Below are 25,133 nucleotides of genomic sequence, written 5' to 3' on the forward strand. Positions count from 1 at the left end.
ATGGCCATCAAAATTCACCACGGCCCGAACGGCTCTTACAAAACCTCCGGTGCCATCCAAGACGATGCGGTACGCGCGCTAAAAGCTGGCCGCGTAATCATCACCAACATTCGTGGCTTCACCTTGGAAAGAGTCCTGCAGGTGATGCCCGAGGTGCCCCAGTCTGTCGACATCATCAACCTCGACTTAGAAGTCCGGGCTGATATGGAAAAGATGCGCTCCTGGTTCCAATGGGCACCGCGGGGCGCATTCATCATCTTTGACGAAACCCAGCTGGTTTTTCCCAAAGCGTGGCGGGAAAAAGACCTAGCCCAATTCGACTATCCGGGTGGTAGTGAGGCGGCGGCCGCTGCGGATCGCCCCATGGATTGGCTCGACGGCTGGACTCGCCACCGGCATTGGAACTGGGACGTTGTTCTGACGACCCCAAACATCAGCTACATCCGCGACGACATTCGGATGACTAGCGAGATGGCCTACAAGCACTCAAACCTTGCCGTGATCGGCATATCTGGCCGCTACAAGGAGGCCCAGCATGACGCCCAGCTCAACCGCGCGCCAGCCGAAGGCACCATCGTTGAATACAAGCGAATCAAGCCCGACACCTTCCGGCTCTACCAATCCACCGCTACAGGCGTCTCCCAAGACACCACGGCCGGTAAGAGCCTTTTCCGCTCACCTAAATTACTTTTTCTCTTGGCATTTATTGCCAGCGTTTTTGTCGCTGTATTTTCTCTCGGCGGAATTGATTTCGGCCCTGCTGGCGCCCACAAAGAAACTGCTGCTCCCTCCGCTGAAAAAGCTGCTCCGGCTGCTGCTGCGCCTGCTCAAAATATTAGTAACGTGGCTGCTGATGTACTGCCTGTTTCTCTGGGTGGCCGGTCTGGTGCTCCACTGGATCCTGTCTTAGCGCACCCGTTCGATGGTCGGCATATCTATGTTGAGGCCGTAGTCGAAGGCAAACGTGATGGGCAGTTCACCCGCAAAGTGATGTTCCGCGTTGAGGATGAAGAAGGCCGCGTATTTCGGCAGACCGGAACCGAACTGGCTGACATTGGCTACAAGCTTGGCTATCGCGGCCCGTGCTATGTGGTGATCAAGTACAAGGAATGGGAAGGCCAAGCCGTATGCAAGGGCGCAATGCCTGCGCAACAGCTCGCGCGCGGTCAATCCATCCAATCTGCAACACCGCAAACGAACCCCTACCAAACGAACGCTAACGCTCCTGTGAGCGAGATTTCGGGCACCCGTGTGATTGCCATACCGGACAACAGCCGGATGCCTAGGACGCTTCTGAATTGAGGAGCAAGGCGGCGAGCGCGCGGCTAGGTACAGAGCAAGCGAGCCGCCGCGTGACGTCCCTGTAACACGTCAGATAAACCAGTAAGCACAGTTTCGATTCGTAGCTATTCGGAGTGAAAGTAATGAGCGTCAAAGACCAAATTCGTGCAGACCGAAAATTCAAAGAGTCGCCTTTCGGCCGAGTCTTTTTTGACGATAAAACGGCAGTGTTCACTGACCTGTCAGGTGTTCGCTTGCTGCGCTGTGGCGTCGATACCGTGCGCCAGTTGTATAAGGGCATGATTCGCCCGGAAATCATGGCCCTGTTTGAGACCCCTGGTGCCATGGTCGACTTCGCTGGCCAACGCTGGCACTCGGGTCGAGTTGGGAAAGACTCGGGCTATCAGTACAAGCTTCAGAACGCAGACCTTGGTCTGATTTTGCTGGTGAAGAACTTCAACGCCAAAATCGACCAGATTGGTCCGCATCTGAAAATCGAAGTGTCGCCCCACGCCATCGACAATCTATCGCCTGAACGTCTGCAAGCCCGTCTCGACTACTACGCCGACGCCCTCCTCACCCACGTTGAGGTTAACCAATGCGCTGTCCATCTGGCGCTCGATCTACAGGGCTGGGAACCGCCTAAGGATTTGGTCGCCCGCATGCACTGCCGTGCTCGTACTCACCGTGATATTTCGGGCATCAATGAAATTCAGTGGGACATGAAATCGAGCATCTACGGACGTGGCGAAACCTCGATGTTCGGCTCGGCCAGTGGCGTACAGCTCTGCATCTACAACAAGACCGAGCAAGCCCGAGCTACTGACAAACTCGACTATTGGGAAAGCGTTTGGCGTCGCCGAGACTCGTTCGACCACGACGACCAGAACAACTACAACCCCAAGCAAGCCGTGTGGCGCGTCGAACTGCGCTACCACCACTCCATCATCCAGCAGTTCGCCAGTGGCTCCGTAAACCTGCACTCCGGCGCGGTCATCGACACCCGTACGTTTGAGGCTTTCTCTGCGCACTTGGACGGTCTGTGGCGGTATGGCTTGCACCAGTTCAAGTTGCTGTCCCGCCCTGGTCGCTATGAAGCGATTTGGACCCTTATTCGTGATGACGTGAAGGTAGAGATAGAGGCCGATTCCATGCTCGATGACACTGAATACAAGCGCTACTACAAGTCCAGCCGTGGCTTTAGCGGCAAGAACGTCGAATTGTTCGTGGGGAACTTCGTCAGCTTGCTGGCAAGGGAACGGGTGGGCGCAAAAAAGGCGTTTGATAACCTCAAACAGTGGGAATGCTGGCCCGTCATCTGCGACCACTATGCCGCCAAAGACATGAGCGAGCACGACCTCTACAAGCATATCAAAGCACTGCTTGAGGAACGTCACGTACGTTGGGGGCGCGCTGTTTAATGGCTATCGAGCAACAGCCAAACGGCAAATGGAAAGTCGACGTTGAACCCGTTAAAGGCAAGCGGTTTCGTAAGACGGTCAAGACCAAAGCTGAAGCGCTGAGGTTTGAGGCTACCTGTCGAGCGAAGTGCATCGAGACGCCTAGCTGGTCTCCAAAACCCAAGGATCGACGGCGGCTATCTGAGCTAGTTGACCGTTACCACGACCTGCATGGGCACACTCTTGCAGACGGTACGCGCATCAAACAGATACTCACCACGCTGGCCAAGGATCTTGGAGACCCCGTTGGCGTTACCTTCACGGGCAATGCGTATTGTGAAATCCGACGGCAACACATCGAATCGGGCGTACATGGCAAGACGCTGAACAATCGCTTCGGCTACTTCAAGTCGATGTTCAACCAGCTGATACACCTCGACGATATCGACTATCCAAACCCATTGGCCAAGGTTCGCCCGCTTCGCTTGCAGGAACGCCCCCTCTCCTTCCTGTCGTTGCCTCAGATATCCGAGCTCCTAGATGCTCTTGATGGTCGGGACACTACGCCTGGAATTGGCTTGGTTGCTAGGGTTTGTCTTTCGACTGGAGCACGATGGGGGGAGGCTCAGGCTTTGACACCGGCCAGGGTAGCGAATGGTGCGGTGACGTTTGCCAATACGAAATCCCGGCGGACTCGGACGATTCCGATAGATAAGGCTCTGGAAGGGAGTCTGCATGGTCACTTCAAGCGCCATGGCCTGTTCAGCAATTGCATGCTTACTTTCAGCCGGGTGATTGATACGACCTCGATCAAGCTACCTGCTGGCCAAGCCACGCATGTTCTGCGACACACCTTCGCCAGTCACTTCGTGATGCGAGGCGGCAACATACTCACATTGCAGAAGATCCTAGGACACTCAAGCTTGGCTATGACTATGCGTTACGCCCACTTGTCCCCGGACCATTTGCATGACGCGCTAAAATTGAATCCGCTAAGCCCGTTGCGGTAGTTTATAACTGACTTTGGTGCCGTTCTCCTGAACGTACCCCTTGTCTCTCAACGCTTTATAAATGCTGTTGATTTCCGAGACGGGTCGATTTTTTCCTACCTTCGCGTGAATCGTGCTCATCAGAGTTTTAACAGTCCTGGGCTTAGAGGCTTTTCTACTGATCAAGTCCGAAACCACTAGTTTGATCAAGTCAGCTCCGCTTCCTGTGCTCTGAATAGGCACGACGGTAGGTTTTGCAGCCGGCGTAATTTCTAAGGGTTTGAAGCAGGGCATGTCTTCAATCGTTTCAGAGCGAGTAATGGAAATGCCCTGCGTCCTCAGATGTCGAATCAGCGGATCGAAGCCTTTATCGCGAGAAATGATATGGAAATACGCGCTCGCGTCTTTCGCCGTAAGAGTTCCGAGGTAGAAGGTCAGCTGAAAGTCGAGCGCGTTATGTCCAGGGGTGACTAGCTGGAAATACTCGGCTCGAGCGTGAAGTTTTTGAATACCAACTACGAGGTCTGTAGGAAGCTTTGTATTGTTCGGGCCCAAGAACATCAGCAGCCTGAAATGCTCGGCAAGGAGCATATCTACAGAAGATATCTGCAGGTTCTCGTAATCGACCAAGACGTAGTTTGTGCGCATCCTTACTCCGGCAATTCTTCCTTGAGGTGCCTCATTCTATAGCCAGGTTGGTCTGCGTTAGGAAGTGCCGTCGCTCAGTCGTTTCGACACATCTTCGACACCTAGTAATGCCAGAAAGCAAAAAGCCCCGAAAACTTCTCAGTTTTCAGGGCCTTAGGCGTTTCAATATGGCGGTGAAGGAGAGATTCGAACTCTCGATACGATTTCTCGTATACACACTTTCCAGGCGTGCTCCTTAAGCCACTCGGACACTTCACCGTGTCTCGACGACGGGTTAGGTCTGTCGAGGCGCGCTAATCTAGCCGAAGCGTTCGCTAAAGGCAAAGTTTTTTTAACGGATTCATGCGGTTAAGCGAAGGTGGTGCTTGGTGCACGTAGCTCAAGTGCGTCGGTTCGAGCGAAGCCCGGCGCGACCGTACGGTCAGCCTTAGCGCTTTACCTGCCGTCTGCGCCTCGGTAACGTCTGCCCACCTTATATAGCTGCCCGAGCAAGGATTTGTGCCATGAGCGATCTGATCAGTTACCAACTTGATGACGGAATTGCCACCCTGACGCTGAGCAATGGCAAGGTCAATGCCATTTCTCCCGATGTGATAGCGGCGTTGAACGCGGCGCTGGATCGGGCTGAGCAAGACCGCGCGGTGGTGATTATCACGGGCCAGCCGGGCATTTTGTCGGGTGGGTACGATTTGAAGGTGATGACGTCCGGCCCAGAGAACGCCATTAACTTGGTCGCCGCCGGTTCTACCCTCGCCCGCCGCATGTTGTCCCATCCGTTTCCGATCGTCGTGGCCTGCGGCGGCCATGCCGTTGCCAAGGGCGCGTTTATTTTGCTGTCTGCCGATTACCGCATCGGCGTCGAAGGGCCGTTCAGCATCGGCCTGAACGAAGTGCAGATCGGCATGACCATGCACCACGTCGGTATTGAGCTGGCGCGCGATCGCTTGCGTAAGTCGGCGTTCCATCGTTCGGTTATCAATGGTGAGATGTTCAATCCGCTAACGGCGGTCGATGCCGGCTTCCTTGATACCGTGGTCCCCGCCGAGCAGTTGATGGCAACCGCGGTTACCGCCGCGCAGCAGTTGAAGAAAATCAATATGAAGGCGCACAAGAACACCAAGCTCAAGGTTCGCAAGGCGTTGCTGGAAACCCTGGACTGGGCGATTGAAGAAGACAAGAAGCACGCGGTTTAAGCAAAGTCTTGCACACGAGCCCGGCCATCGAGCCGGGCTTTTTTATGGCGCAAAGCCCCGGAACGCCTGGCTTGCAGCTTGTAACAAAACGCCCAACGAACGGTCATTGCTGAAAATAGTGCACATCCGTACACTGCGCGACCTCTTCCGAAACGGGCGTCTCAATGCTTTTCTTTCTGCGCATGTTGCTCATGGGTCTGCACTTTGTTCTGGCAGGCGTGTTGGGCATTTTGATTGGCCTGTGCCGTCCGTTTAACCCTGATAACAGTCGCCTCTGCGCTCGCCTCTATTCACGCCCCGCCTTGTGGATCCTGCGCCTCAAGCTCAAAGCTGAAACCGAAGCGCTGCGCAACCAGTCGGCGTCGTGCGTCTACATTGCCAACCACCAGTCCAACTACGATCTGTTCGTGCTGGGCGCCGTGGTGCCCAAACGCACCGTAAGCATTGGTAAAAAGAGCCTGAAGTGGGTGCCGTTTTTCGGGCAGCTGTACTGGCTCGCGGGCAACGTGCTGATCGACCGTGGCAACGCGGCCAAAGCCAAGCACGCCATGCTGACGACCACCGAGACCCTTCAGCATAAAGACACGTCCATCTGGGTTTTCCCTGAAGGCACACGCAATTTGGGCAACGGCCTGCTGCCGTTCAAGAAAGGCGCGTTCCAGATGGCGATCGCCGCTGGCGTGCCGATTGTTCCCGTGTGCGTGAGCACGTACAGCACGCACATGCAGCTCAATCGTTGGAACAGCGGTTGCGTGACCATCCGTTCGCTGCCAGGCATTTCCACCAAAGGCATGACGGCAGACGACATTCCCGCCCTCATGCAGCAATGCCATGAGCAGATGCAGACGACCATCGCCGAGCTGGATCGCGAGATAGCGGCGCCCGCCTTGGCCACCAGCAAACCTGTGCTGCCTTAAGCACCTGATGCGCGCTAACAAAAGCCCCGCCCTGCGGGTTTTTTATTAACGCTCGCTTACGGCGATGCCGCGTTCAAGCGCTTAAATTTCAGGTTTTGCACGGAGCCGTCTAGTCGCTGCGCTTGTCATAGCCTCAGCGATACACGTCAGCGATACACCATGCGCGCCATGCATTACCCTTGGCGCCAGGCGCCCAGCGCCACTCAAAACCGGAGCGTACGGATAACAACCATGACAAGCGTCGTTGCAGCAGCGGTTTATTCCCAAGGCAAAAAAGTTACCGACATCAAGCTCGACGAGGGCAAAAGCTGGGCGGCCAAGCCCGATCATTTTGTTTGGATCGGGCTGCACGATCCGGGCAGCGCCGAGCTGCTGAACCTGCAGAAGCAATTCAACCTGCATGAATTGGCGATCGAAGACGCCCTGCTGCAGCACACCCGACCCAAGCTGGAAACCTTCGGCGATGCACTATTTATGGTGCTGTACTCGCCGGTTATGGAAGACGACAAGCTGGTGTTCGTCGAAACCCAGCTGTTCGCCGGCAAGGGCTATGTAATCAGCTGCCGCTACGGCAATTCCCCGTCCTATGCGCGCGTCAGACAACGCTGTGAAGCGCAGCCGATAATGCTCGAGCATGGCGAAGATTTCGTGCTGTATGCCCTGCTTAGTTTTGTGATCGAGAACTACCGGCCGCGTCTGGAAGAGTTCAACGCCAAGCTGGAAGATATGGAACAGCATGTGCTGCGCAACCCGCTGAGCCAGGAGGACGTCGAACGCATCCAGCGCATGCGTCGGCACCTGCTGCGCATCCGCCGCTATATCGCGCCAATGGTAGAAATCTGCACAGAGCTGCAGCAGCTTGATTTCCCGTTTATCGACAAGCACATGCGCCCATACTTTCGTGACGTGCAGATTCATGTGCAGCGCTTGATGGAAGACCTCACCGGTCTGCGTGAAATGGCCGATCACGCCATTGAGATCGGGCTGCTGTTGGAGTCATCCCGACAGAGCATTACCCAGCGAAAATTCGCCGCCTGGGCAGCGATTCTGGCTTTTCCCACGGCGATTGCCGGCGTGTACGGCATGAACTTTCAATACATGCCCGAACTCACCTGGCACTACGGTTACGCCGGGGTGATGACGGTCATTACCGTGGGCTGCGTTGGTCTGTTCGCCAACTTCAAACGCATGGATTGGCTCTGAAACAGCGAGGCTGAACCCCTTCTCACCGCCCATATGGCGCTGCAAGAAGGCGGTTCAGCCCCGGTATTCACTCACGCGTTGCGCGCGAGGCGTAGCGCATCAATTGCCCGATTTGATCTTGTTCCACAACCGCGTGCGAATACGGTCGGTGGCCAGCGGCATGGCTTCCAGGGCAAACATCGTTTTCATGGTTTCTTCGCTCGGGTACACCTTGGTGTCAGCTTTAAGCTCCGGGCTCACCAACGCATCGGCCTTTTCGTTGCCGTTGGCGTAGCGCACGTAGTCGCTGATCGGGGCCATCACTTTCGGGTCGAGCAAGTAGTTCATGAACGCGTAGGCGGCTTTCTCGTCTGGCGCATCGGCTGGCATCGAGACCATGTCGAACCACATCGGCGCGCCTTCTTTCGGGATCACGTAGCCGATATCCACGCCGTTTTTGGCTTCTTTCGCACGGTTAGCGGCTTGCATGATGTCGCCGGAGAAACCCACCGCCACGCAAATTTCACCGTTGGCCAGATCGGTCACGTACTTGGACGAGTGGAAATAACGCACGTACGGACGAATCTGCATCAGCGTGGCTTCGGCCTTTTTGTAGTCGGCCGGGTCTTTGCTGTGATGGGGCAAGCCGAGGTAATGCAGGGTAATCGGCAGCACTTCAGGGCCGTTGTCGAGAATCGCCACGCCGCATTCGCTGAGCTTTTTCATGTTCTCGGGCTTGAGAATCAGGTCCCAGGTATTGAGCGGCACGTCGCCCAGCACCGCTTTTACTTTGGCCACGTTGTAGCCGATGCCGGTGCTGCCCCACAGGTAGGGAAAGCCGTACTGGTTGCCCGGGTCGTTGGTTTCCAATGCTTTGAGCAGCAGCGGGTTGAGGTTGCTCCAGTTCGGCAACTGGCTCTTATCGAGTTTCTTCAGCGCGCCGCCCTGAATCTGACGGGCCATGAAGTGGTTGGAGGGGAACACCACGTCGTAACCGGATTTTCCGGTCATCAACTTCCCGTCCAGGGTTTCGTTGCTGTCGTACACGTCATACACCGAGGCGATGCCGGTGGCGGCCTGGAAGTTCTTCAAAGTGTCTGGCGCGATGTAGTCGGACCAGTTGTAGATCTTGACTGTGTCGGCGGCCTGACTGACCGAGGCCACGAGCATGAGCGGAGCGATGAATTTGAGCATGGTGTTATCCAGGTATTTTTGTTTTTAGGGGTTAGCGCGGCTTACTTGAAAATAAGCACGTAGGTTTTCCGCACGGTCTCTTTGATGTCCCAGACGCCAACGGTATTGGCCGGCATCATCAGCGCGTCGCCGGCGCCGATTTCCATGGGCTCACCGCCATCGGGGGTGAAGGTGCAACGTCCGGCGATGATGTGGCAGAACTCCTGCTGCACGATCTGGCGGCGCCACACGCCAGGGGTGCATTCCCAGATGCCGGTTTCCACGCCGTCGTCGCGCTCCACGCAGGTGGTCGAGGCCACGGCCACGACTTCGCTCAGGGGCACGGCGACCGGGAAGGACTCTTCGAGCACGGCAGCGGGGGTATTTTTGAAGTGGGTGATGGTCATGGGTTTACTCATTCTTCGGTTAAACAGTGATCAGTCCCCTCTCCCGCTTGCGGGAAAGGGCTAGGGAGAGGGAGCGGATTCGCGCCGGGCAAAACGTTGCGTAACGCCCTGGCCCTCTCCCCCGGCCCCTCTCCCGCACGCGGGCGAGGGGTGAAAGGCCTTTATTTCATAAACCCTTCCATAAACCCCGCCAGCCCTTGGGCGAAGTGGCGGCGCCAGGGTGCGCTGCCGGGGTCGGCGAGCACTTTGTCTTCGTGGACGAAGCTGCGGATGATGGCGTTGTAGCCCAGCCAGCGGCACGGTTCCGGCTCCCAGGTGCGCAGGCCGTGCTTGATGCTGCTGTCGACTTGCACCCATGGCTGGCGGGTCAAAACGCTGGTTTCGCCGAGGATCAACTGCGCCAGCGTGCGCCCGCCCAGGTTGCTCGCGCCCACGCCTTCGCCGCCGTAGCCACCGGCCAGCGCCACCTGGTTTTTGCGGTCGCAGATCATGTGCGGATGGAAGCGACGCGACATGCCCAGGTTGCCGCCCCACGAATGGGTTATCGGCACTTTCTTCAGCATCGGGAACAGCTCGCCGAACAGGTAGCGGCGCAGCTCGACTTCGTCTGGCGTAAGGCTCGAGTCCTGGCGCAGCTTGCCGCCAAATTGGTAGCCGCCACGGGCGCCGAATACCAGGCGATCGTCCTTGGTGCGCTGCCCGTAAGTGACTTGCCGGCTCGCTTCGCTGAAGGCCTGGCCACGTTCAAGGCCAATTTCCGCCCAGGTCGCGGCCGGCAGCGGCGCGGTGGCGACGATCAGGCTTTGTACGGGCAATTGATAGTTGCCCAGCGGCGGCAACGTCACGGAATAACCTTCCACCGCCGGCACCACCCACTGCGCGCGCACTTCGCCTTGCGCGGTGCGCACCACGCCGGGCTGCCACTGGTTTACGCGGCTTTGCTCAAATATCTGTACGCCCATGCGCTCAACCGTACGGGCCAGGCCGCGTACCAGCTTGGCTGGCTGAATGGTCGCGCAGTGAGGCGTGAAGATGGCGCCGTAAGGCTTGGCGACGCGCAGTTCCTGGTTCAGTTCGTTGACTGACAGCCAGCGGTAGTCGGCTTCGGTGGTGCCGTTAGCGTGCAGGGCGCGCAGTTGGCTCCGCAGCGACGTCTCTTGCTCTGGGTAACGGGCGGCGGTGTAAAGGATGCCGGCCTTGCGGTAGTCGCAGTCGATGCCTTCACGTTCGAGCACCTGGCCCACTTCATCCGGAATGTGATGCAGCAGTTCGAGCGACTCATGCCGAGCGGCCGGCGACAATCCTGCCAGCAGACGGTCCTCGCCGAGAATGTTGCCCATCAGCCAGCCGCCATTGCGCCCGGACGCGCCGAAGCCGGATATTTCGGCATCGACCATCACAATGCGCAGTTCAGGCGCTTGGCGTTTGAGGTAGTAGGCGGTCCACAGGCCCGTGTAACCGGCGCCGATAATCGCCACGTCCGCTTCGACAGTGCCGGTTAATGGCGCTCGCGGAATCAGCGGCTCTTCGAGCTGATCCATCCACAGACTTACGTTGCGCCACGCGCTCATGTACCGCTCCAGAAACTGTTCGCCATCAAGTGGCGCAGAGACTAGAGGCTAGATTCGCGGCGTGTCTTGCGCGCGGGCCCGCGAAGAAATTTGTCAGTTGGTGCGTTGTTTGAGGTAGGCCTTGGGCGTGAGCCCGGTGTGCTGGCGGAAGCAGCTGTAGAACGCCGACAGCGAATTGAAACCGGCGGCAAACGCCAGGTCATCGATGCGCACCGGCCCGACTGCCTTGGCGATAGCGGCCAGCAAGTGCTGCAAACGCGCGTGGTTTACATAGCGGTAAAAGCTCTGTCCAAGCACTTGGTTGAGCAGGTAGGAAATCTGGTTGCGGCTGTAGCCGGTAGCGCTGGCGACATGCTGCAAGTTCAGGTCGGGATCCAGATACGGCTGATGCTGCTGAAAATAATGCTGCAAGTCATCGGCAAGAAACCCGAGCTGGCGTGCCGACAGGCCAAGGCGGCTGATGGCGGGTCGGTTGTCTGCCGCCGCCTTGTCGCTACCGCTGGTTTCATGCATCAGCGAAGCGTATTCGTTCACCTGCCAGATGAGGCCGTCGCGCACCGTTATTGCCTCGCTGGTGCGAAACGACACCAGCCCTTCGCCACCGCGCAGGGTGATGCGGTACTGAATAAACGCCGTGTCGCCGTCCACGCGGATGCGGTCGCTGTGCTCGAGTGCTTCTTCGGGGGCGCGCGGCATGGTGGCGAGCACGTACTCGCGCAGCTCATCCAGCGCCAGCACACGGTTTTGAAAGAAGTCGTGGTACTCGACGTCCGGGTGATACAGCGCCATCACGCCGTCGAGGTCGCGGTATTTCCAGCAGTAGTGATAGCGCAGCACCACGTCGCGGGTGATATCGGTCTGTTCCGGGCTGTCGAAGCGCTCGGTCGGCGATACGGCGAAGTTGGGGCTGCGCGCCATGGCTTACGGCTGAGCCGCGGTCCAGTCGATCAGGCCGAACTGCCAGGTCGCCAGAATCAGCAAGCCGAAGGCAATGCGGTACCAAGCGAACAGCGCATAGCTGTGGTTGGCGATGAACTTCAACAAGCCGCGCACGGCGATCATGGCGAAGATAAACGCGGTGACAAAGCCGATGGCAAACACCGGCAAATCACTTTGCTGGAACAGATCGCGGTACTTGTAGCCTGAATACACCGCCGCGCCGACCATGGTCGGCATCGCCAGAAAGAAGGAAAACTCGGTCGCAGTTTTACGCGACAGGCCGAACAGCAGGCCGCCAATAATCGTGGCGCCAGACCGCGAGGTGCCGGGAATCATGGCCAGGCACTGGGCAAAGCCGACCTTCAAGGCATCTTTCCAAGTCATTTCATCGACGGTTTCGGCGTGCACCACATGTTGGCGGCGCTCGGCCCACAACATGATCACACCGCCAATCACCAGCGCGGCCGCCACGGTGATGGGGTTGAATAGATAGTGGTGAATCAGGTCGGCGAAAATCACGCCCAGGATCACCGCCGGGAAGAAGGCAATCAGCAGGTTGCCGGTAAAACGCTGTGCTTGGCGGTCTTTGGGCAACCCCAGCACCACGTCGAAGATCTTTTTACGGAATTCCCAGACCACCGCCAAAATGGCGCCGAGCTGAATAATGATGTTGAACGCCATGGCCCGTTCACCGCCGAAATTCAGCAGGTCGGCGACGATAATCTGGTGCCCGGTACTGGAAATCGGCAGGAACTCGGTAAGCCCCTCAACAATCCCCAAAATCAACGCCTGCGCAGCGCTCCAAAGATCCATGCAACTTCCCCCATCGGCAGTGCCCCGCACCGCCCTCAAAATTGTTGTCGACGAAAAAGTGTCGGCAGAAAAAACCACGCTAGCAAACGGAGCCAGCGCCAGGCCAAACCCCCTGTCCCGGCGACTGAAAAATGACCTGCAAGCGCTTGGGAATGCCGCTTTGGCGCCGAAATGTAGCAGACAACTCCTACCGATGCTGCTGCCTTTACTTACATTTCCCCTGTACTGTTGCAAAGCCATCACCAGCGCCTACTTTCAAGGCAGCACAACAACAAAAACGGTTGGAGTTCCGCACCATGCAAACCTTGCGCAAACTACCGATTCATCGTCGGCTTTGGCTCATTCTCGCTGTCGCGTTGGTCATGCTGGTCAGCCTTGGCCTGTTGATGCTCAAGCAGATCAACCACGACCTGCACTCGGCCAAGGTTCAAAAGACCCAACATGTTGTGCAAAGTGCCACCGGCGTACTGACTTATTTTTACGGCCTGGAAACCGCCGGCACGCTGACCCGTGAGCAGGCGCAGAAACAGGCGATGGAAGCCGTGCGTGGGTTGCGCTACGCCAAAGATGATTATTTCTGGATCAATGATCTGGGTCCGAAAATGATCATGCATCCCACCAACCCGAAACTCGAAGGGCAAGATCTCAGCGCCCTGAAAGACCCCGACGGCAAATTCCTCTTCAACGAGATGGTCGCCATCGCCAAGGCCAAAGGCTCGGGCATGGTCGAATACCGTTGGCCGAAGCCCGGCGCCAGTGAGCCGGTGCCGAAAATCTCCTATGTGCAGCTGTTCCAGCCGTGGAACTGGATTGTCGGTTCCGGCGTGTACAGCGACGACATGCAGGCCGAATTCCGCGAACAGGCCATGAGCGCCTCCATGCTGGGCTTGGGCATCGCCATCATCATGGCGCTGGTGGTGCTGTACATCAGCCGCAGCATTACCCGACCGCTCAACGAAGTGGTCAGCGCCATGGCCAACATCGCCAGCGGCGAAGGCGACCTGACCCGCTCGCTGACCAGCGATGGCGACGACGAACTGGCAGACCTGGCCAAGCACTTCAATACCTTCACCAACAAACTGCGCACCGTGATCAGCCAGATGCTGCAAGCCGCGACGGCACTCAATCAGTCCGCCGACACCCTGGGCAGCGTCGCCACGCAATCGCAGCAAGATGCGCAGCAACAAGCCATGCAAATGGAACAGGTGGCCACCGCCATCAACGAGGTCACCTATGGCGTGCAGGATGTGGCCAAGAATGCCGAGCAAGCCTCCGGCGAAGTGCAAGGCGCCGAGGCCAATGCCCAGCAAGGCCAGGCCAACATCGAGCGCAGCCTGCAACAGGTGAACAAACTCTCGGGCACCATTAATGAAGCCGTTGAAGTGATCCAATCCTTAGCCCAGGAAACAACCCAGATCGGCGGCGTTCTGGAAGTGATACGCTCCATCGCCGAACAAACCAACCTCCTCGCCCTTAACGCCGCCATCGAAGCCGCGCGGGCGGGTGAGCAAGGTCGGGGGTTCGCGGTAGTTGCCGATGAAGTTCGCTTACTGGCCCAACGCACGCAGAAGTCGACGGCCGAAATCCAAGGGATGATCGAGCGCCTGCAAAGCAACTCGCAGGCGGCGGTAAACGTCATCAACGAAAGCAGCAAAGCCTCGCAACTGACCGTCGACCAAGCGCGCCAGGCCGGGGAAAGCCTTAACCAGATCAGCCAGTCGTTACGCAACCTGACCAGCCTGAACGCCTCGATCGCCAGTGCTACGTTGCAACAGGCGCATGTGGTTGAAGACATCAATCAGAACGTCACCGACGCCGCCAGCCTGGCCCACAACACGGCAATGGCCGCCGAGCAATCGAGCAGCGCCAGCCAACACCTGAATCAACTGGCCGATGAGTTGAACCGGCTACTGCGCCAATTCCGCGTATGAGGACTGCATGACCAGCATGGAACACCAGGAGATCAACCTCCAACAGCCGGAAAACCAGGACCTGATCTGGGATATGGAAAGCATGGCCCGGCGTGAGCTGGCCGAGCGTTTTATCCGGCTGTTCGAGAACCGCTTCTGCGTGTATTCCGAATCGGTGCGCCAGCTCTACACCAACTACACCCTGCACTTCCCCACCGACCTGGGGCGCAAAATGGTGGTGCTGCCCAACGCCTATGCATTCCACGACACGCTGCACGGCATCGACGCGGCGGCCGTGCGCAAAACCGGGCTGTGCGTATTGCCCGGCGTATTGGTCGGCAAACCGGGGCTGCTGCTGAGCACCGAAATGAAAGACGACGGCCGCACGCCGAAGACCATGCCGTTCAAGCCGGCACTGGCGCAGATCATCAACAGCCAAAAGAAGCTCGGCGATGTGTTCCTGCCGATCATGATGAAAGGCGACCTGCGCGAGTTCGACCAGCAGATGCCCTACATCCACCTGCACCGCTTGCAAGTGAACAAGCTCACCCACTTGTCCACCTTCGAGCGCGACGACATCCACCAGACCATCACCCGCAAGATGCTGATGCTGTATCGGCAGGCGGATAGTTTGGTGTGTTGAGGAGCGCGATCAACAACCGCGCCCCCACGCGCCCGAGCCCATCACCCCGGCCACCTGCGTAACCCCGACACCCCCGTCACTCCCGACACCCGTCACCCCCGCGAAGGCGGGGGTCCAGAATTTCGGCTCGGCCGACGATCTACGTTCCAGTCGAGGGCCGAAGAATCGAAAGAAAACCGTCTTTCAGTCCTGACTCACCGCCCCAATCTTGTGAATCGACAAATCCGCCCCGTAATACTCGTCTTCCTGATTCAAGCGAATTCCGCTGGTGGCCTTCAACACGCCATACACCAGCAAACCACCCAGCAGCGCCACCACTACGCCGAGCCCGGTGCCAATTAGCTGACTAACCAAACTCACACCACCCAGCCCGCCCAGCATCTGCTGACCAAAAATGCCGCAAGCGATGCCGCCCCATACGCCGCATAAGCCGTGCAGCGGCCATACCCCGAGCACATCGTCGATGCGCCACTTCACTTGGGTGGCGGTAAACGCCCAAACGAATAAAGCCCCGGCCACCAAGCCGGTTACCAGCGCGCCCACCGGGTGCATCAGGTCCGAGCCAGCGCAAATCGCCACCAAGCCGGCAAGCGGGCCGTTGTGCAGGAAGCCCGGGTCATTGCGGCCGACAAACAGCGCCGCCACGGTGCCGCCGACCATGGCCATCAGCGAGTTCACCGCCACCAGGCCGCTGACGCCCTCCATGGTTTGCGCGCTCATGACGTTAAAGCCGAACCAGCCGACGATGAGAATCCACGAGCCCAACGCCAGAAACGGAATGTTGGACGGCGCGAACGCCACCAGCTTGCCGTCGCGATAGCGCCCGTTACGGCTACCCAGCAACAGCACCGCACCCAGGGCCAGCCAACCGCCCATGGCGTGAACCACCACCGAGCCTGCGAAGTCGTGGAAGCTGGCGCCAAAGCGCTCGGCCAGCCACGCCTGAAAGCCGAAGTTGCCGTTCCAGATCAGCCCTTCGAAAAATGGGTAAATAAACGCCACAATCAGCAAGGTCGCGCACAGCTGCGGGCCGAACTTGGCGCGCTCGGCAATGCCGCCGGAAATGATCGCTGGAATGGCGGCGGCGAAGGTCAACAGGAAAAAGAACTTCACCAACGCGTAGCCGTGGTCGGCAGTCAGCTCAGCCGTCGGCACCAGAAAGGTCACGCCATACGCCACCCAGTAGCCAACAAAGAAATAGGCCAGCGCCGACATGGCGAAGTCGGAGATGATCTTCGACAAGGCGTTCACTTGGTTCTTTTGCCGGACTGTGCCAACTTCCAGGAACGCGAAGCCGGCATGCATGGCCAGCACCATGACGGCGCCAAGCAGAATGAAGACCGTGTTGGAACCGTGGATCAGGGTTTGCACGGCGCTGTTAAGGTTTTCCATCGATGAAGCGACTCCGGCAGCGAAAAAGCACCAAAGCGGCTCAACGCACCACCCGCACGCACCATGATGACGCCACAGCGCACCAGTTCTGCTCAAGCGAGCGAACCGATTTAGAACCAGGGAAACGGGCAGATAACGTGAGCGATCAGTTCTTTTCTTTATTTTTCATTCGGTTGAGCAACACTGTTGCCACCTGGGTTAACGCAGAAAATGCGCGATTACGGCGCAATTGCTGGGCGTTGCGCACCAGCACAATGCAAGCGCTATACCAGCTGCAGAGGCCTGCCAGCGAGCGCGCGGCGGCCGTTATTAGATGGAACCATCCATCGGAGCGGCAACTCGAAACCCAAAGACCTACACTCACCGACCCCACCACGGAGAACCACTATGGTTAGCAAGGCCAATGAACGTGCTCAGGAAGAGCTTGTCGCCGAATTCCAAGCCCTGATCGCAGACACCGAGAAGCTGCTCGAACACACCGCCAGCCTGGCCGGCGCCGAAGCAGACGAATTGCGCTTGAGCATTCACGACAGCCTCAAGCGCGCCCGTGACACCCTGCAACTCACCGAGTACACCGTGCGTGAGCGGGCTGAAGAAGCCTTGGCTTCGACCGAAGCCTACGTTCAGCAAAACCCTTGGCAGGCCGTCGGCATCAGCGCCGGCATCGGCTTCCTGCTTGGCCTGCTGGCTACCCGTCGCTGATCATGAGTGACGGAATGGAATCCCTACCCCCACCTCCGCTGCAAGGCGTCGGCCCATCGCCCAAGCGACTGGGCGCGGCGTTTTTGGGCTTGTTGCACAGCCACGTCGAACTATTCGGCATTGAGCTGCAAGAGCAAAAAAGCCGCAGCCTGAACATGCTGTTGTTCGCCGGCTTGGCCCTGGTTTTCGCCCTGCTGCTATTGCTGGGGTTGTCGGCGCTGGTGCTGATTCTGGTGTGGGACAGCTACCGTCTCACGGGCATTATCGGCTTGTGTGCGTTCTACGCCTTGGCAGCGCTGTTTTGCGGTTTGCGCCTGCGCGCGGCAGTCACCGACGAATCGTCCCCTTTCAGCGCCACGCTCGAAGAGCTGGCCCGTGACCGTGAGCGCCTGATGCCATGAATCCTGCCAAACCTACCCGCCAGGAATTGCGCAAACAGCTGGTTCGTTTGCGCATGGAAATGCACCGCCACGAACTGCGCCACGAAACCCAGCAACTGCTGCACCCGCTGCGCAAAATGCGTGGCACCGCCAGCAGTTGGCAAAGCAGCCTGAGTACTAGCCGTGCGCCGTTGTGGGGCATGGCCGGGGTTTCGTTGCTGGGCTTTTTCGGCGGCAAAAGCAAAAAACTCAGCCGCTGGCTGAAAATCGGCCTGGGCCTTTATCCGCTGGTTGCCGTTGCGCTGAAGAACCGCAAACAGGTCTGATCCGGCCCATGTAGGGCGCTGTCCTACAACTGGCCACTTTCTTGCAAACGCAACGTGATGAACAGCAACGGCGCTGTTCATCGCCTTGCCGTGTGCGGGCTGAACTGCCAACCGCTACTAAGGATGTGACTGTGATCGACGGGCAACCGCTTGCCTGCTTCCAGCCGTTTATAGATACCGCCACCGGGCGTATCGCCGGTATCGAAGCGCTGGGCCGCCTGCAGCAAGACGACGGCCGCCTGGCGTCGGTAGGGCCTTTATTCGCTGACCCCAAATTCCCCATGGCCGCCCTGCGCCGCCTCGACCGTGAAATTCGTGCCGACGCGTTGCAGCGCTTTCATGGCGCCCCGGCTGACTGGTTTCTCAGCATCAATATTTCGCCGCGCTGGATTGGCCGCCTGCGCCCGAACCAGCCGCTGCCCAGCTTGAAGCAACTGGAAAAATACGGCGTCTCCCCCGAGCGCATCGTCTTTGAAATTACCGAACTGGGCGGCGGCAGTTTGCGTCTGCCAGAAGTGGTGGCGCGCTACCGCGAAGCGGGCGCACGTATTGCCATCGACGACTTTGGCGCTGGCTACTCGCAGCTCGACCGCGTGCTGGCCTTGCAGCCCGACATTCTCAAGCTCGACATGCGCCTGTTTCAGGAGGCCGCGCGCGGCGGACCGAGCAGTGAAGTGGTCAAGGCGCTGGCGCAAATGGCGGAAAAAACCGGCTGCTGGATCATCGCCGAAGGCGTGGAAACCGAAGCCGAACTGGACTTCGCCCTGGAATGCGGTTCGCGCTATGTGCAGGGCTATTTGTTCGCCAAGCCCGAGCGCGAGTTCTTTCCCGCCGATGCGTTTGTTGAGCGCTTCGCCGAGCTGCGCAACCGTTACGTGCGCAACAAGTTATCGGAGCGCGCACGCCTGGTTTCCCTGCGCCAACAACTCAGCGGATTAATGAACAGTTTCAAAGCCTGGGCCGAGGCAGATGCGCCCTTGAGCGCCCTGCCCGCACCGGCCGATTACCCATGGCTGCTGCGCGTGTACCAATGCGACCCCAACGGCACCCAACTCACGTCGAACCTGGAATGGACCGGCACTGGCTGGCGCGAAGACGGACGCTACCTCGGCCATAACTGGTCATGGCGCCCTTACTTCTATCAATTGCTGGCCGAAGGCTGGGATGAACGTCGGCTGATTCTGTCATCCACCTACCGCGACGCTACGAGCAACCAGTACTGCCTCACGGCCGGGCAATTTATCGACAACGGCCAGCGGTTGTTGCTGTTGGATATTGATGTGGCGGGTTTGTAAACCGCGCACGCCGCTAGCCCTCTCCCCCAGCCCCTCTCCCGTAAACGGGAGAGGGGAGCCAAACGACGTTCGGTCCCCTCGCCCCTCGGGGAGAGGGTTAGGGAGAGGGGCTGGCCCTCAAGCTCTTCACCATCACTTGCAGCCAACCCCCGGAACCGGGAAGCTAGGCGCCATCAGCCACTGAACGGCGAGGACAGGCCTTGGACTGGCACACACTGCTCAACCGCGAACGACTCGGCAAGCCCACTTACAGCGCCACCGAGTTGGGTCGCAGCCCCTTTCATAAAGATCACGACCGCATCATCTTCTCCGGCGCCTTTCGCCGGCTGGGCCGCAAAACCCAGGTGCATCCGGTGTCCAGCAACGACCACATACACACCCGCCTGACGCACTCGCTGGAGGTCAGCTGCGTGGGCCGCTCGCTGGGTATGCGCGTGGGTGAAATGCTGCGCGATGCCCTGCCGGATTGGTGCGAACCGAACGACCTGGGCATGATCGTGCAGTCGGCGTGCCTGGCCCATGACATCGGCAATCCGCCGTACGGCCACTCCGGTGAAGATGCCATTCGGCACTGGTTCCAACAGGCCGCCGGGCGCGGCTGGCTTGATGGCATGAGCGAGGTTGAACGCCAGGACTTCCTGCATTTCGAAGGCAACGCCCAAGGTTTTCGTGTGCTCACGCAGCTGGAATACCACCAGTTTGACGGCGGCACTCGGCTGACTTACGCCACCCTCGGCACCTACCTCAAATACCCCTGGACCTCGACGCACGCCGAAGCGCTGGGCTACAAAAAACACAAATTCGGTTGCTACCGCAGCGAGTTGCCGTTGCTGGAGCAAATCGCCGCCAAGCTCGGCTTGCCGCAGCTGGAACACGAGCGTTGGGCGCGCCATCCGCTGGTGTATCTGATGGAAGCGGCCGACGACATTTGCTACGGCCTGATCGACCTGGAAGACGGCCTGGAAATGGAGCTGCTTGATTACCCCGAAGTGGAATCGGTGTTGCTTGGCCTGGTCGGCGACGACCTGCCGGAAACCTATCGCCTGCTCGGCCCCCATGACTCGCAGCGGCGCAAGCTGGCGATTCTGCGCGGTAAGGCCATCGAACACCTGACCAACGCCGCCGCCCAGGCTTTCGTCGAGCAGCAAGACGCCCTGCTCGCCGGCACGTTGCACGGCGACTTGGTGGAACACATGCACGGCGCCGCCAAGCGCTGCGTGCTCGGGGCGAAAAACATGGCGCGGGAGAAAATTTTCCAGGACAAGCGCAAAACCCTGCACGAGATCGGCGCGTACACCACGTTGGAAATTCTGCTGAACAATTTCTGCGGTGCGGCCCTCGAACTGCACAGCGGCGAAAGCCTGTCGTTTAAAAACCAACGCATTCTCGACCTGCTGGGTTACAACGCGCCCAAGGCGGACTGGACGCTGCATCGCTCGTTCCTGCGCATGATCGACTTCATCGCCGGCATGACCGACAGCTATGCCACCGAAATGGCAGCGGAAATGACCGGGCGCTCCAGCCCGGTGTAATGGGAATGTTGAACGCTCTGGAATAGAAACGCTTATGCCCACGCTCTTGCGGCAACTGTTCAGTTGGCAATCCGGCCCGCCCGCCTGGGGCCCCGCCATGGTGGCGATGCTCGGCTGCGCGTTGCCGCTGATTCTTGGCTTGTTCAGCGGTCACCCTGGTTTCCTGTGGGCTGCCGTGGGGGCCTTTCAAGCGGCCAAGGCCAACCCGCTGCACCGCTTTGGCATGTTGCGCATGTTGCTGCTGATCGGCCTCGGGGCGTGGAGCGCCGGCCTGGGTTTTTGGGGCGCGGATCACCCCTTCATCAGCCTCGGCTTGTTTGCCCTGTTCGGTTTCTTGCTGGCCTGGCTGCAACGCTTCGGCGCCGAGGCCGGCAAGCTTGGCATCGGTTTGGCCATCTGCCTGTGCCTGGGCCAAGGCCAGCACGGGGTCGGCAACCTGACCAATCCCTACGCCGTCGGCATGCTGTTTATTCTTGGCGGCCTTTGGGTGACCTTGCTGGCCTTCGCCCTGCGTGGCGTGCACGGCCTGCGCATGTGGCCGCGGATGCCGCGCCTGGTCGGCATTTTGAAAGTGCTGCGCCGCCACGCCAAACGTCAACCGCGCCGTCAATGGCTGCTGCACGCCTTCAGTTGCACCCTGGCGTTCGCCCTGGCCGGCCTGACCGTTGAACTGGCCGACCTGCCGCGCGGCTACTGGCTGACCATTACCGTTATCGCCACCTTGCAGCTCGAATTCCAGGGCAGCCTGGTGCGCGCGCTGCAGGCGAGCCTGGCCAGTTTTTGCGCCGCGTCGCTGCTGATTTACTTTGGCCACAGCCTGCAAAGCCCGCCGGTGATGGTGGCGGTGATGCTGCCCTTAATCGCCATGAGTCGTGCCTTTCAGGCCCATCACTACGGGCTGTTCGTGCTGCAAACCACGCTGTGTTTCCTGCTGCTCACTGAAAGCCTTTCCCATGACTGGCACTTGGGTCAGGTGCGGGTGCTCAACACCTTGACCGGCGTGGCAATCGCCCTGTCTGTGGCGTTGCTGATGCATTGGGTTCGGCATTACCTGAACCAATACCTCAACCGCCGTCAGAGCAACCAGCCGGAGCCTGCGCCCGTTACCGTCACGCCCTCTTCGCAAGAGTGACGTACGCACGCTTTTGCCCCGGCAGAAAAGCCATCCGTTCACTATGCTTGCCTCTTGCTTCGGTACGGGGTTGAGCGCAGCGATGCCCGCGAACAATCGGAGCAAGAGATTTCCCTCTGCGCTGTTCAAGGAGTGATGCGCAATGAGTAAGTCCCGCCGCGTGGAACGCCGCTACTCGCTGCACGTGCACATCAGTGTGCTGTTTACCTTTTTACTGCTGATCACCGGCATCGTGCTGGGCCTTTTCAACTACCGGCAAACCACGCAAATCATCTACTCCAGCAGCGCCGAGTTGTTCAGTCGGATTCAGGAAGACGTCCAGCACGACCTGCTCAATACCTACCAGCCGATTCGCCACCTCCTCAGCCTGCTTGCCCTGCAAGAGCAAAACCACGGCACCGACCACTATCAGCGCATGGCGCTGCTGCCCTCGTTTGCACAAGCGCTGCGCGACAACCCGAAACTGGCCTCGCTGTTCCTCGGCTATGACGACGGCGATTTCTTCATGGTGCGCCCGCTGCGCACGCAAGCCTTGAAAGACAAATTCGACGCGCCGCAAAACGCCGCGTACCAGGTGTGGTCCATCGATCGCGTGGGCGAATCCGCGCAAACCGAATCGGCGCAGTCGGAGTCGGCCTACTACGATGCCGAACTGAACCTGATCAGCCGCCGGCAGAATCTCAAAGAACGCTACGACCCCCGCAACCGCAGCTGGTTTGCCAGTGCGTTGAGCCGCAAAGAGCAGATCACCACGGCGCCTTATGTGTTTTTCTCCACCGGCAATGTCGGCACCACCCTGGCCCGTGCCACGGGCGAACATGCGGTGATTGCCGCGGACCTGACGCTGGATGATTTGTCCGCCACGCTGGCCAAACACAAAATCACGCCCTCCACCGAAGTGGTGCTGTACGACGGCAACGGCAATGCCATCGCTTACCCCGACAGCAGCCGCCTGATTGTGCAAAGCGAAAAAGCTCAGTTGGCCAAAGCCCGCGACCTGAATCCGGTGCTGGCCGCCTTGCTGGACCGCGACCCAAACGTAGCCTTGCGCGGCATCCGCCTGGATCAGCGCGACTGGGTGGTCTCGCGCAGCCATTTGATCGAAGGCGGGCCGCAAGGCTTGGAGCTGGCGTTGGTGGTGCCAAAAGACGAATTGCTCGCCGATGCCTACCGTATTCGCTGGCAAGGCGCGCTGGTGACGCTGGCTATTCTGCTGCTGTGCCTGCCGTTGGGCTGGCTCAGCTCGCGGCTGATCATTCGACCACTGCGCGACCTGGTGCGTGAAGCCGAAGCCATCCGCCGCTTCGACTTCAGCCAACCCAGCAGCGGCCACTCGCCGATTCTGGAAATCGACCAACTCGCCACCTCAATGGCGCGCATGAAAGAAACCATCGCCAGCTTTCTGAACATCGCCTCCAGCCTGTCCGCCGAAACTCGCTTCGATACGCTGCTGGCACGCGTGTTGGAAGAAACCGTAGAAATCAGCGGCGCCCAAGGCGGGCTGATTTATCTGATCGATGCCGACACCGGCAGCCTAGAGGCCAAGGGTCTGATCCTGGACAAACAGACCCGCGAGCTGGAGCCCTTTCATCTGGCCAGCTACCCGGCCGCCGCCGACGACCTACCCGATTGGCTCGACGGCCCGGCCAACGGCGGCGCCAGTAGCACGCGCAGCCTAGGCTTCGATCAAGCCGGCGCGTTGCGCGACATCTTCCTGAAACTGGACAGCCCACGGCTGCACTTGGCCGCCACGGGTTTGCACAACCGCCAAGGCCAGACGCTCGGCGTATTGGTGCTGTTGCAGCGCGACACCGGCCACGTCGACGATCAAGCCATGCTGCGGCCCGAGCGCATTGCCTTTGTCGAAGCGGTGTCTGGCGTAGCGGCGCTGTGCATCGAAAGTCAGCGCCTGTTGGAAAGTCAGAAAAAACTGCTGAATGCCTTTATTCAATTGATTGCTGGCGCCATCGACGCCAAAAGCCCGTACACCGGCGGGCACTGCCAACGCGTGCCGGAGCTGACACTGATGCTCGCCCGCGCTGCCGCCAACAGCGACGAGCCAGCCTTTGCCGCCTACCAACCCACCGACGAGCAGTGGGAAGAACTGCACATCGCCGCCTGGCTGCACGACTGCGGCAAAGTCACCACGCCGGAATACGTGGTGGATAAAGCCACCAAACTGGAAACTTTGTACGACCGCATCCATGAAATTCGCACCCGTTTCGAAGTGCTCAAGCGCGACGCCTGGATCAGCTATTGGCAAGGCATAGCCGGTGGCGGCGATGAAGCGCAACTGAGGGCATCGCGTGACGACTTGCTCGCCGCGCTGGACGACGAATTCGCCTTTGTCGCCCGCAGTAACCTGGGCGGTGAAGCCATGGCCGACGCGGACCTGGAGCGCCTGGCCCAGATCGGCATGCGCACCTGGACGCGTACCCTGGACGACCGCCTCGGCGTGTCGTGGGAAGAGAACCAGCGCCAGAGCCGCACCCCGGCGCCCGCCCTGCCAGTCAGCGAACCATTGTTGGCTGACAAACCCGAGCACCTGTTCGAACGCGGGCCAAAAGACAGCGTGCCGGTGGACAACCCGTGGGGCTTCAAACTTAACGAGCCCACCTACAAATTTAATCGCGGCGAGCTGTACAACCTCGGCATCGCGCGCGGCACGCTGACGGCCGAAGAGCGTTACATCATCAACAATCACATGGTGCAGACCATCATGATGCTCAGCCATTTGCCGTTCCCGCCGCACCTGGCCAACGTCACCGAAATCGCCGGCGGGCACCACGAAAAAATGGACGGCACCGGCTACCCCAAACGCTTGCGCCGCGAAGACATGAGCCTGCCGGCGCGGATGATGGCGATTGCCGATATTTTCGAAGCGCTGACCGCCGTGGACCGCCCATACAAACGCGGCAAAACCTTGTCGCAGGCGCTGGGCATCATGGTCGGCATGGCCAACGGCGCGCACATCGACACCGACTTGTTCGCCCTGTTCGTGCGCAGCGGTTTGCACCTGGAATACGCCCAGCGCTTTTTGCAGCCTGAGCAGATCGACGACGTGGATGTGGACGCGTTGCTGGCAAAGGTGGGGTGAGCGCCGCCGTACCCTGTAGGAGCCAGCTTGCTGGCGAACCCTGCAAACGACGATGCGGGGTGTCCCGCGTTTGCCCCCTTCGCGAGCAAGCTCGCTCCTACAAAAGCGCATGGCTTGGGATCAGCGTTTTCAGGAAATCGCGACTAAAGTCGCTCCCACAATGAAAGCAGTCCGTGAGTCGCCAATGCGAATCTGCGAAAACAACAAAGGG

General features: G+C 59.2%; 22 protein-coding genes, 1 tRNA gene and 1 pseudogene. 16 read left to right on the forward strand and 8 right to left on the reverse strand.

What is annotated here, in order from left to right; all coding sequences use genetic code 11:
• The 3 genes from AC0IW7_RS19540 to AC0IW7_RS19550 all read left to right on the forward strand — a co-directional run bounded on the left by AC0IW7_RS19540 (position 1) and on the right by AC0IW7_RS19550 (position 3,691).
• The gene (locus AC0IW7_RS19540) at positions 1 to 1,302 is read left to right on the forward strand and encodes a zonular occludens toxin domain-containing protein (RefSeq protein ID WP_471820239.1); all 1,302 of its coding nucleotides are present in this window, start codon (positions 1 to 3) and stop codon (positions 1,300 to 1,302) included.
• Between the two features lie 122 nt (positions 1,303 to 1,424).
• Positions 1,425 to 2,702: a hypothetical protein gene (locus AC0IW7_RS19545; RefSeq protein ID WP_471820240.1), complete on the forward strand. Its 1,278-nt coding sequence runs from the start codon at positions 1,425 to 1,427 to the stop codon at positions 2,700 to 2,702.
• The gene (locus AC0IW7_RS19550) at positions 2,702 to 3,691 is read left to right on the forward strand and encodes a phage integrase (protein WP_471820241.1); all 990 of its coding nucleotides are present in this window, start codon (positions 2,702 to 2,704) and stop codon (positions 3,689 to 3,691) included. The genes AC0IW7_RS19545 and AC0IW7_RS19550 overlap by 1 nt, the downstream gene beginning before the upstream one ends.
• Here the strand turns inward: AC0IW7_RS19550 and AC0IW7_RS19555 are convergent.
• Together AC0IW7_RS19555 and AC0IW7_RS19560 are read right to left on the reverse strand one after the other, a co-directional pair.
• Positions 3,674 to 4,318 (reverse strand): PIN domain-containing protein, encoded by a 645-nt coding sequence (locus tag AC0IW7_RS19555; protein WP_471820243.1) that lies wholly within the window; start codon positions 4,316 to 4,318, stop codon positions 3,674 to 3,676. The two genes, AC0IW7_RS19550 and AC0IW7_RS19555, sit on opposite strands and share 18 nt — an antisense overlap.
• 168 nt (positions 4,319 to 4,486) lie before the next feature.
• Positions 4,487 to 4,576: transfer RNA gene (locus AC0IW7_RS19560), tRNA-Ser, on the reverse strand.
• Positions 4,577 to 4,821: 245 nt separating this feature from the next.
• On the opposite strand from AC0IW7_RS19560, the gene AC0IW7_RS19565 reads away from it, so the two are divergent.
• The 3 genes from AC0IW7_RS19565 (at position 4,822) to AC0IW7_RS19575 (ending at position 7,631) form a co-directional block, all read left to right on the forward strand.
• Positions 4,822 to 5,511 (forward strand): crotonase/enoyl-CoA hydratase family protein, encoded by a 690-nt coding sequence (locus tag AC0IW7_RS19565; RefSeq protein ID WP_471820244.1) that lies wholly within the window; start codon positions 4,822 to 4,824, stop codon positions 5,509 to 5,511.
• A gap of 164 nt (positions 5,512 to 5,675) precedes the next feature.
• Entirely contained in the window at positions 5,676 to 6,428 is a 753-nt protein-coding gene (locus AC0IW7_RS19570) for a 1-acylglycerol-3-phosphate O-acyltransferase (protein WP_463382863.1), read from the forward strand.
• Positions 6,429 to 6,659: 231 nt separating this feature from the next.
• On the forward strand, positions 6,660 to 7,631 hold the full coding sequence (locus AC0IW7_RS19575; RefSeq protein WP_471820246.1) for a magnesium and cobalt transport protein CorA: 972 nt from the start codon (positions 6,660 to 6,662) through the stop codon (positions 7,629 to 7,631).
• Between the two features lie 99 nt (positions 7,632 to 7,730).
• Here the strand turns inward: AC0IW7_RS19575 and AC0IW7_RS19580 are convergent, their stop codons facing one another.
• The 5 genes from AC0IW7_RS19580 to AC0IW7_RS19600 all read right to left on the reverse strand — a co-directional run bounded on the left by AC0IW7_RS19580 (position 7,731) and on the right by AC0IW7_RS19600 (position 12,513).
• A complete protein-coding gene (locus tag AC0IW7_RS19580) occupies positions 7,731 to 8,804 on the reverse strand; it encodes a polyamine ABC transporter substrate-binding protein (RefSeq protein WP_471820247.1) in 1,074 nt (357 codons plus the stop codon).
• A 41-nt stretch (positions 8,805 to 8,845) separates the two neighbouring features.
• A complete protein-coding gene (locus AC0IW7_RS19585) occupies positions 8,846 to 9,190 on the reverse strand; it encodes a cupin domain-containing protein (RefSeq protein WP_471820248.1) in 345 nt (114 codons plus the stop codon).
• Between the two features lie 161 nt (positions 9,191 to 9,351).
• Positions 9,352 to 10,761 carry an NAD(P)/FAD-dependent oxidoreductase gene (locus AC0IW7_RS19590; protein WP_471820250.1) on the reverse strand — a complete coding sequence of 470 codons (1,410 nt, stop codon included), beginning with the start codon at positions 10,759 to 10,761 and terminating at the stop codon, positions 9,352 to 9,354.
• A gap of 93 nt (positions 10,762 to 10,854) precedes the next feature.
• Positions 10,855 to 11,679 (reverse strand): AraC family transcriptional regulator, encoded by an 825-nt coding sequence (locus AC0IW7_RS19595; RefSeq protein WP_471820251.1) that lies wholly within the window; start codon positions 11,677 to 11,679, stop codon positions 10,855 to 10,857.
• 3 nt (positions 11,680 to 11,682) lie between these two features.
• A complete protein-coding gene (locus tag AC0IW7_RS19600; protein ID WP_122495694.1) occupies positions 11,683 to 12,513 on the reverse strand; it encodes an undecaprenyl-diphosphate phosphatase in 831 nt (276 codons plus the stop codon).
• 386 nt (positions 12,514 to 12,899) lie between these two features.
• On the opposite strand from AC0IW7_RS19600, the pseudogene AC0IW7_RS19605 reads away from it, so the two are divergent.
• The 3 genes and pseudogenes from AC0IW7_RS19605 to AC0IW7_RS19615 form a co-directional block, all read left to right on the forward strand.
• Positions 12,900 to 13,586: pseudogene (locus AC0IW7_RS19605) on the forward strand (cache domain-containing protein); the annotation flags it as partial.
• A gap of 123 nt (positions 13,587 to 13,709) precedes the next feature.
• On the forward strand, positions 13,710 to 14,444 hold the full coding sequence (locus AC0IW7_RS19610; protein ID WP_463384704.1) for a methyl-accepting chemotaxis protein: 735 nt from the start codon (positions 13,710 to 13,712) through the stop codon (positions 14,442 to 14,444).
• 7 nt (positions 14,445 to 14,451) lie between these two features.
• A complete protein-coding gene (locus AC0IW7_RS19615; RefSeq protein ID WP_471820252.1) occupies positions 14,452 to 15,066 on the forward strand; it encodes a hypothetical protein in 615 nt (204 codons plus the stop codon).
• A gap of 183 nt (positions 15,067 to 15,249) precedes the next feature.
• Here AC0IW7_RS19615 and AC0IW7_RS19620 read toward each other — a convergent pair whose 3' ends face one another.
• The gene (locus AC0IW7_RS19620) at positions 15,250 to 16,458 is read right to left on the reverse strand and encodes an ammonium transporter (RefSeq protein ID WP_471820253.1); all 1,209 of its coding nucleotides are present in this window, start codon (positions 16,456 to 16,458) and stop codon (positions 15,250 to 15,252) included.
• Between the two features lie 387 nt (positions 16,459 to 16,845).
• Here AC0IW7_RS19620 and AC0IW7_RS19625 point away from each other — a divergent pair, with 387 nt between their 5' ends.
• The 7 genes from AC0IW7_RS19625 to AC0IW7_RS19655 all read left to right on the forward strand — a co-directional run bounded on the left by AC0IW7_RS19625 (position 16,846) and on the right by AC0IW7_RS19655 (position 24,922).
• Positions 16,846 to 17,160, forward strand: a complete 315-nt coding sequence (locus AC0IW7_RS19625; RefSeq protein ID WP_122495688.1) for a DUF883 family protein — start codon at positions 16,846 to 16,848, stop codon at positions 17,158 to 17,160.
• 2 nt (positions 17,161 to 17,162) lie between these two features.
• Positions 17,163 to 17,561 carry a phage holin family protein gene (locus AC0IW7_RS19630; RefSeq protein WP_463382867.1) on the forward strand — a complete coding sequence of 133 codons (399 nt, stop codon included), beginning with the start codon at positions 17,163 to 17,165 and terminating at the stop codon, positions 17,559 to 17,561.
• Complete coding sequence (locus AC0IW7_RS19635) at positions 17,558 to 17,866, forward strand: hypothetical protein (protein WP_463382868.1); 309 nt, start codon at positions 17,558 to 17,560, stop codon at positions 17,864 to 17,866. The genes AC0IW7_RS19630 and AC0IW7_RS19635 overlap by 4 nt, the downstream gene beginning before the upstream one ends.
• Positions 17,867 to 17,997: 131 nt before the next feature.
• Positions 17,998 to 19,161, forward strand: a complete 1,164-nt coding sequence (locus AC0IW7_RS19640) for an EAL domain-containing protein (protein ID WP_471820255.1) — start codon at positions 17,998 to 18,000, stop codon at positions 19,159 to 19,161.
• Positions 19,162 to 19,361: 200 nt separating this feature from the next.
• On the forward strand, positions 19,362 to 20,693 hold the full coding sequence (locus AC0IW7_RS19645; protein ID WP_122495681.1) for a deoxyguanosinetriphosphate triphosphohydrolase: 1,332 nt from the start codon (positions 19,362 to 19,364) through the stop codon (positions 20,691 to 20,693).
• Between the two features lie 34 nt (positions 20,694 to 20,727).
• Positions 20,728 to 21,825 (forward strand): FUSC family protein, encoded by a 1,098-nt coding sequence (locus tag AC0IW7_RS19650; protein WP_122495679.1) that lies wholly within the window; start codon positions 20,728 to 20,730, stop codon positions 21,823 to 21,825.
• A 142-nt stretch (positions 21,826 to 21,967) separates the two neighbouring features.
• Complete coding sequence (locus AC0IW7_RS19655; RefSeq protein ID WP_471820256.1) at positions 21,968 to 24,922, forward strand: HD domain-containing phosphohydrolase; 2,955 nt, start codon at positions 21,968 to 21,970, stop codon at positions 24,920 to 24,922.
• The last annotated feature ends 211 nt before the right edge of the window (positions 24,923 to 25,133 follow it).

The sequence above is a fragment of the Pseudomonas sp. AC229 genome (assembly GCF_979254655.1).

What these genes read in the sequence shown, in the direction of transcription:
- AC0IW7_RS19580 (WP_471820247.1), bottom strand. Translation starts at nt 8,804, where the DNA reads ATGCTCAAATTCATCGCTCCGCTCATGCTCGTGGCCTCGGTCAGTCAG.
- AC0IW7_RS19615 (WP_471820252.1), top strand. Translation starts at nt 14,452, where the DNA reads ATGACCAGCATGGAACACCAGGAGATCAACCTCCAACAGCCGGAAAAC.
- AC0IW7_RS19585 (WP_471820248.1), bottom strand. Translation starts at nt 9,190, where the DNA reads ATGACCATCACCCACTTCAAAAATACCCCCGCTGCCGTGCTCGAAGAG.
- AC0IW7_RS19620 (WP_471820253.1), bottom strand. Translation starts at nt 16,458, where the DNA reads ATGGAAAACCTTAACAGCGCCGTGCAAACCCTGATCCACGGTTCCAAC.
- AC0IW7_RS19635 (WP_463382868.1), top strand. Translation starts at nt 17,558, where the DNA reads ATGAATCCTGCCAAACCTACCCGCCAGGAATTGCGCAAACAGCTGGTT.
- AC0IW7_RS19550 (WP_471820241.1), top strand. Translation starts at nt 2,702, where the DNA reads ATGGCTATCGAGCAACAGCCAAACGGCAAATGGAAAGTCGACGTTGAA.
- AC0IW7_RS19545 (WP_471820240.1), top strand. Translation starts at nt 1,425, where the DNA reads ATGAGCGTCAAAGACCAAATTCGTGCAGACCGAAAATTCAAAGAGTCG.
- AC0IW7_RS19555 (WP_471820243.1), bottom strand. Translation starts at nt 4,318, where the DNA reads ATGCGCACAAACTACGTCTTGGTCGATTACGAGAACCTGCAGATATCT.
- AC0IW7_RS19610 (WP_463384704.1), top strand. Translation starts at nt 13,710, where the DNA reads ATGGAACAGGTGGCCACCGCCATCAACGAGGTCACCTATGGCGTGCAG.
- AC0IW7_RS19600 (WP_122495694.1), bottom strand. Translation starts at nt 12,513, where the DNA reads ATGGATCTTTGGAGCGCTGCGCAGGCGTTGATTTTGGGGATTGTTGAG.
- AC0IW7_RS19565 (WP_471820244.1), top strand. Translation starts at nt 4,822, where the DNA reads ATGAGCGATCTGATCAGTTACCAACTTGATGACGGAATTGCCACCCTG.
- AC0IW7_RS19540 (WP_471820239.1), top strand. Translation starts at nt 1, where the DNA reads ATGGCCATCAAAATTCACCACGGCCCGAACGGCTCTTACAAAACCTCC.
- AC0IW7_RS19655 (WP_471820256.1), top strand. Translation starts at nt 21,968, where the DNA reads ATGAGTAAGTCCCGCCGCGTGGAACGCCGCTACTCGCTGCACGTGCAC.
- AC0IW7_RS19625 (WP_122495688.1), top strand. Translation starts at nt 16,846, where the DNA reads ATGGTTAGCAAGGCCAATGAACGTGCTCAGGAAGAGCTTGTCGCCGAA.
- AC0IW7_RS19630 (WP_463382867.1), top strand. Translation starts at nt 17,163, where the DNA reads ATGAGTGACGGAATGGAATCCCTACCCCCACCTCCGCTGCAAGGCGTC.
- AC0IW7_RS19590 (WP_471820250.1), bottom strand. Translation starts at nt 10,761, where the DNA reads ATGAGCGCGTGGCGCAACGTAAGTCTGTGGATGGATCAGCTCGAAGAG.
- AC0IW7_RS19650 (WP_122495679.1), top strand. Translation starts at nt 20,728, where the DNA reads ATGCCCACGCTCTTGCGGCAACTGTTCAGTTGGCAATCCGGCCCGCCC.
- AC0IW7_RS19575 (WP_471820246.1), top strand. Translation starts at nt 6,660, where the DNA reads ATGACAAGCGTCGTTGCAGCAGCGGTTTATTCCCAAGGCAAAAAAGTT.
- AC0IW7_RS19595 (WP_471820251.1), bottom strand. Translation starts at nt 11,679, where the DNA reads ATGGCGCGCAGCCCCAACTTCGCCGTATCGCCGACCGAGCGCTTCGAC.
- AC0IW7_RS19570 (WP_463382863.1), top strand. Translation starts at nt 5,676, where the DNA reads ATGCTTTTCTTTCTGCGCATGTTGCTCATGGGTCTGCACTTTGTTCTG.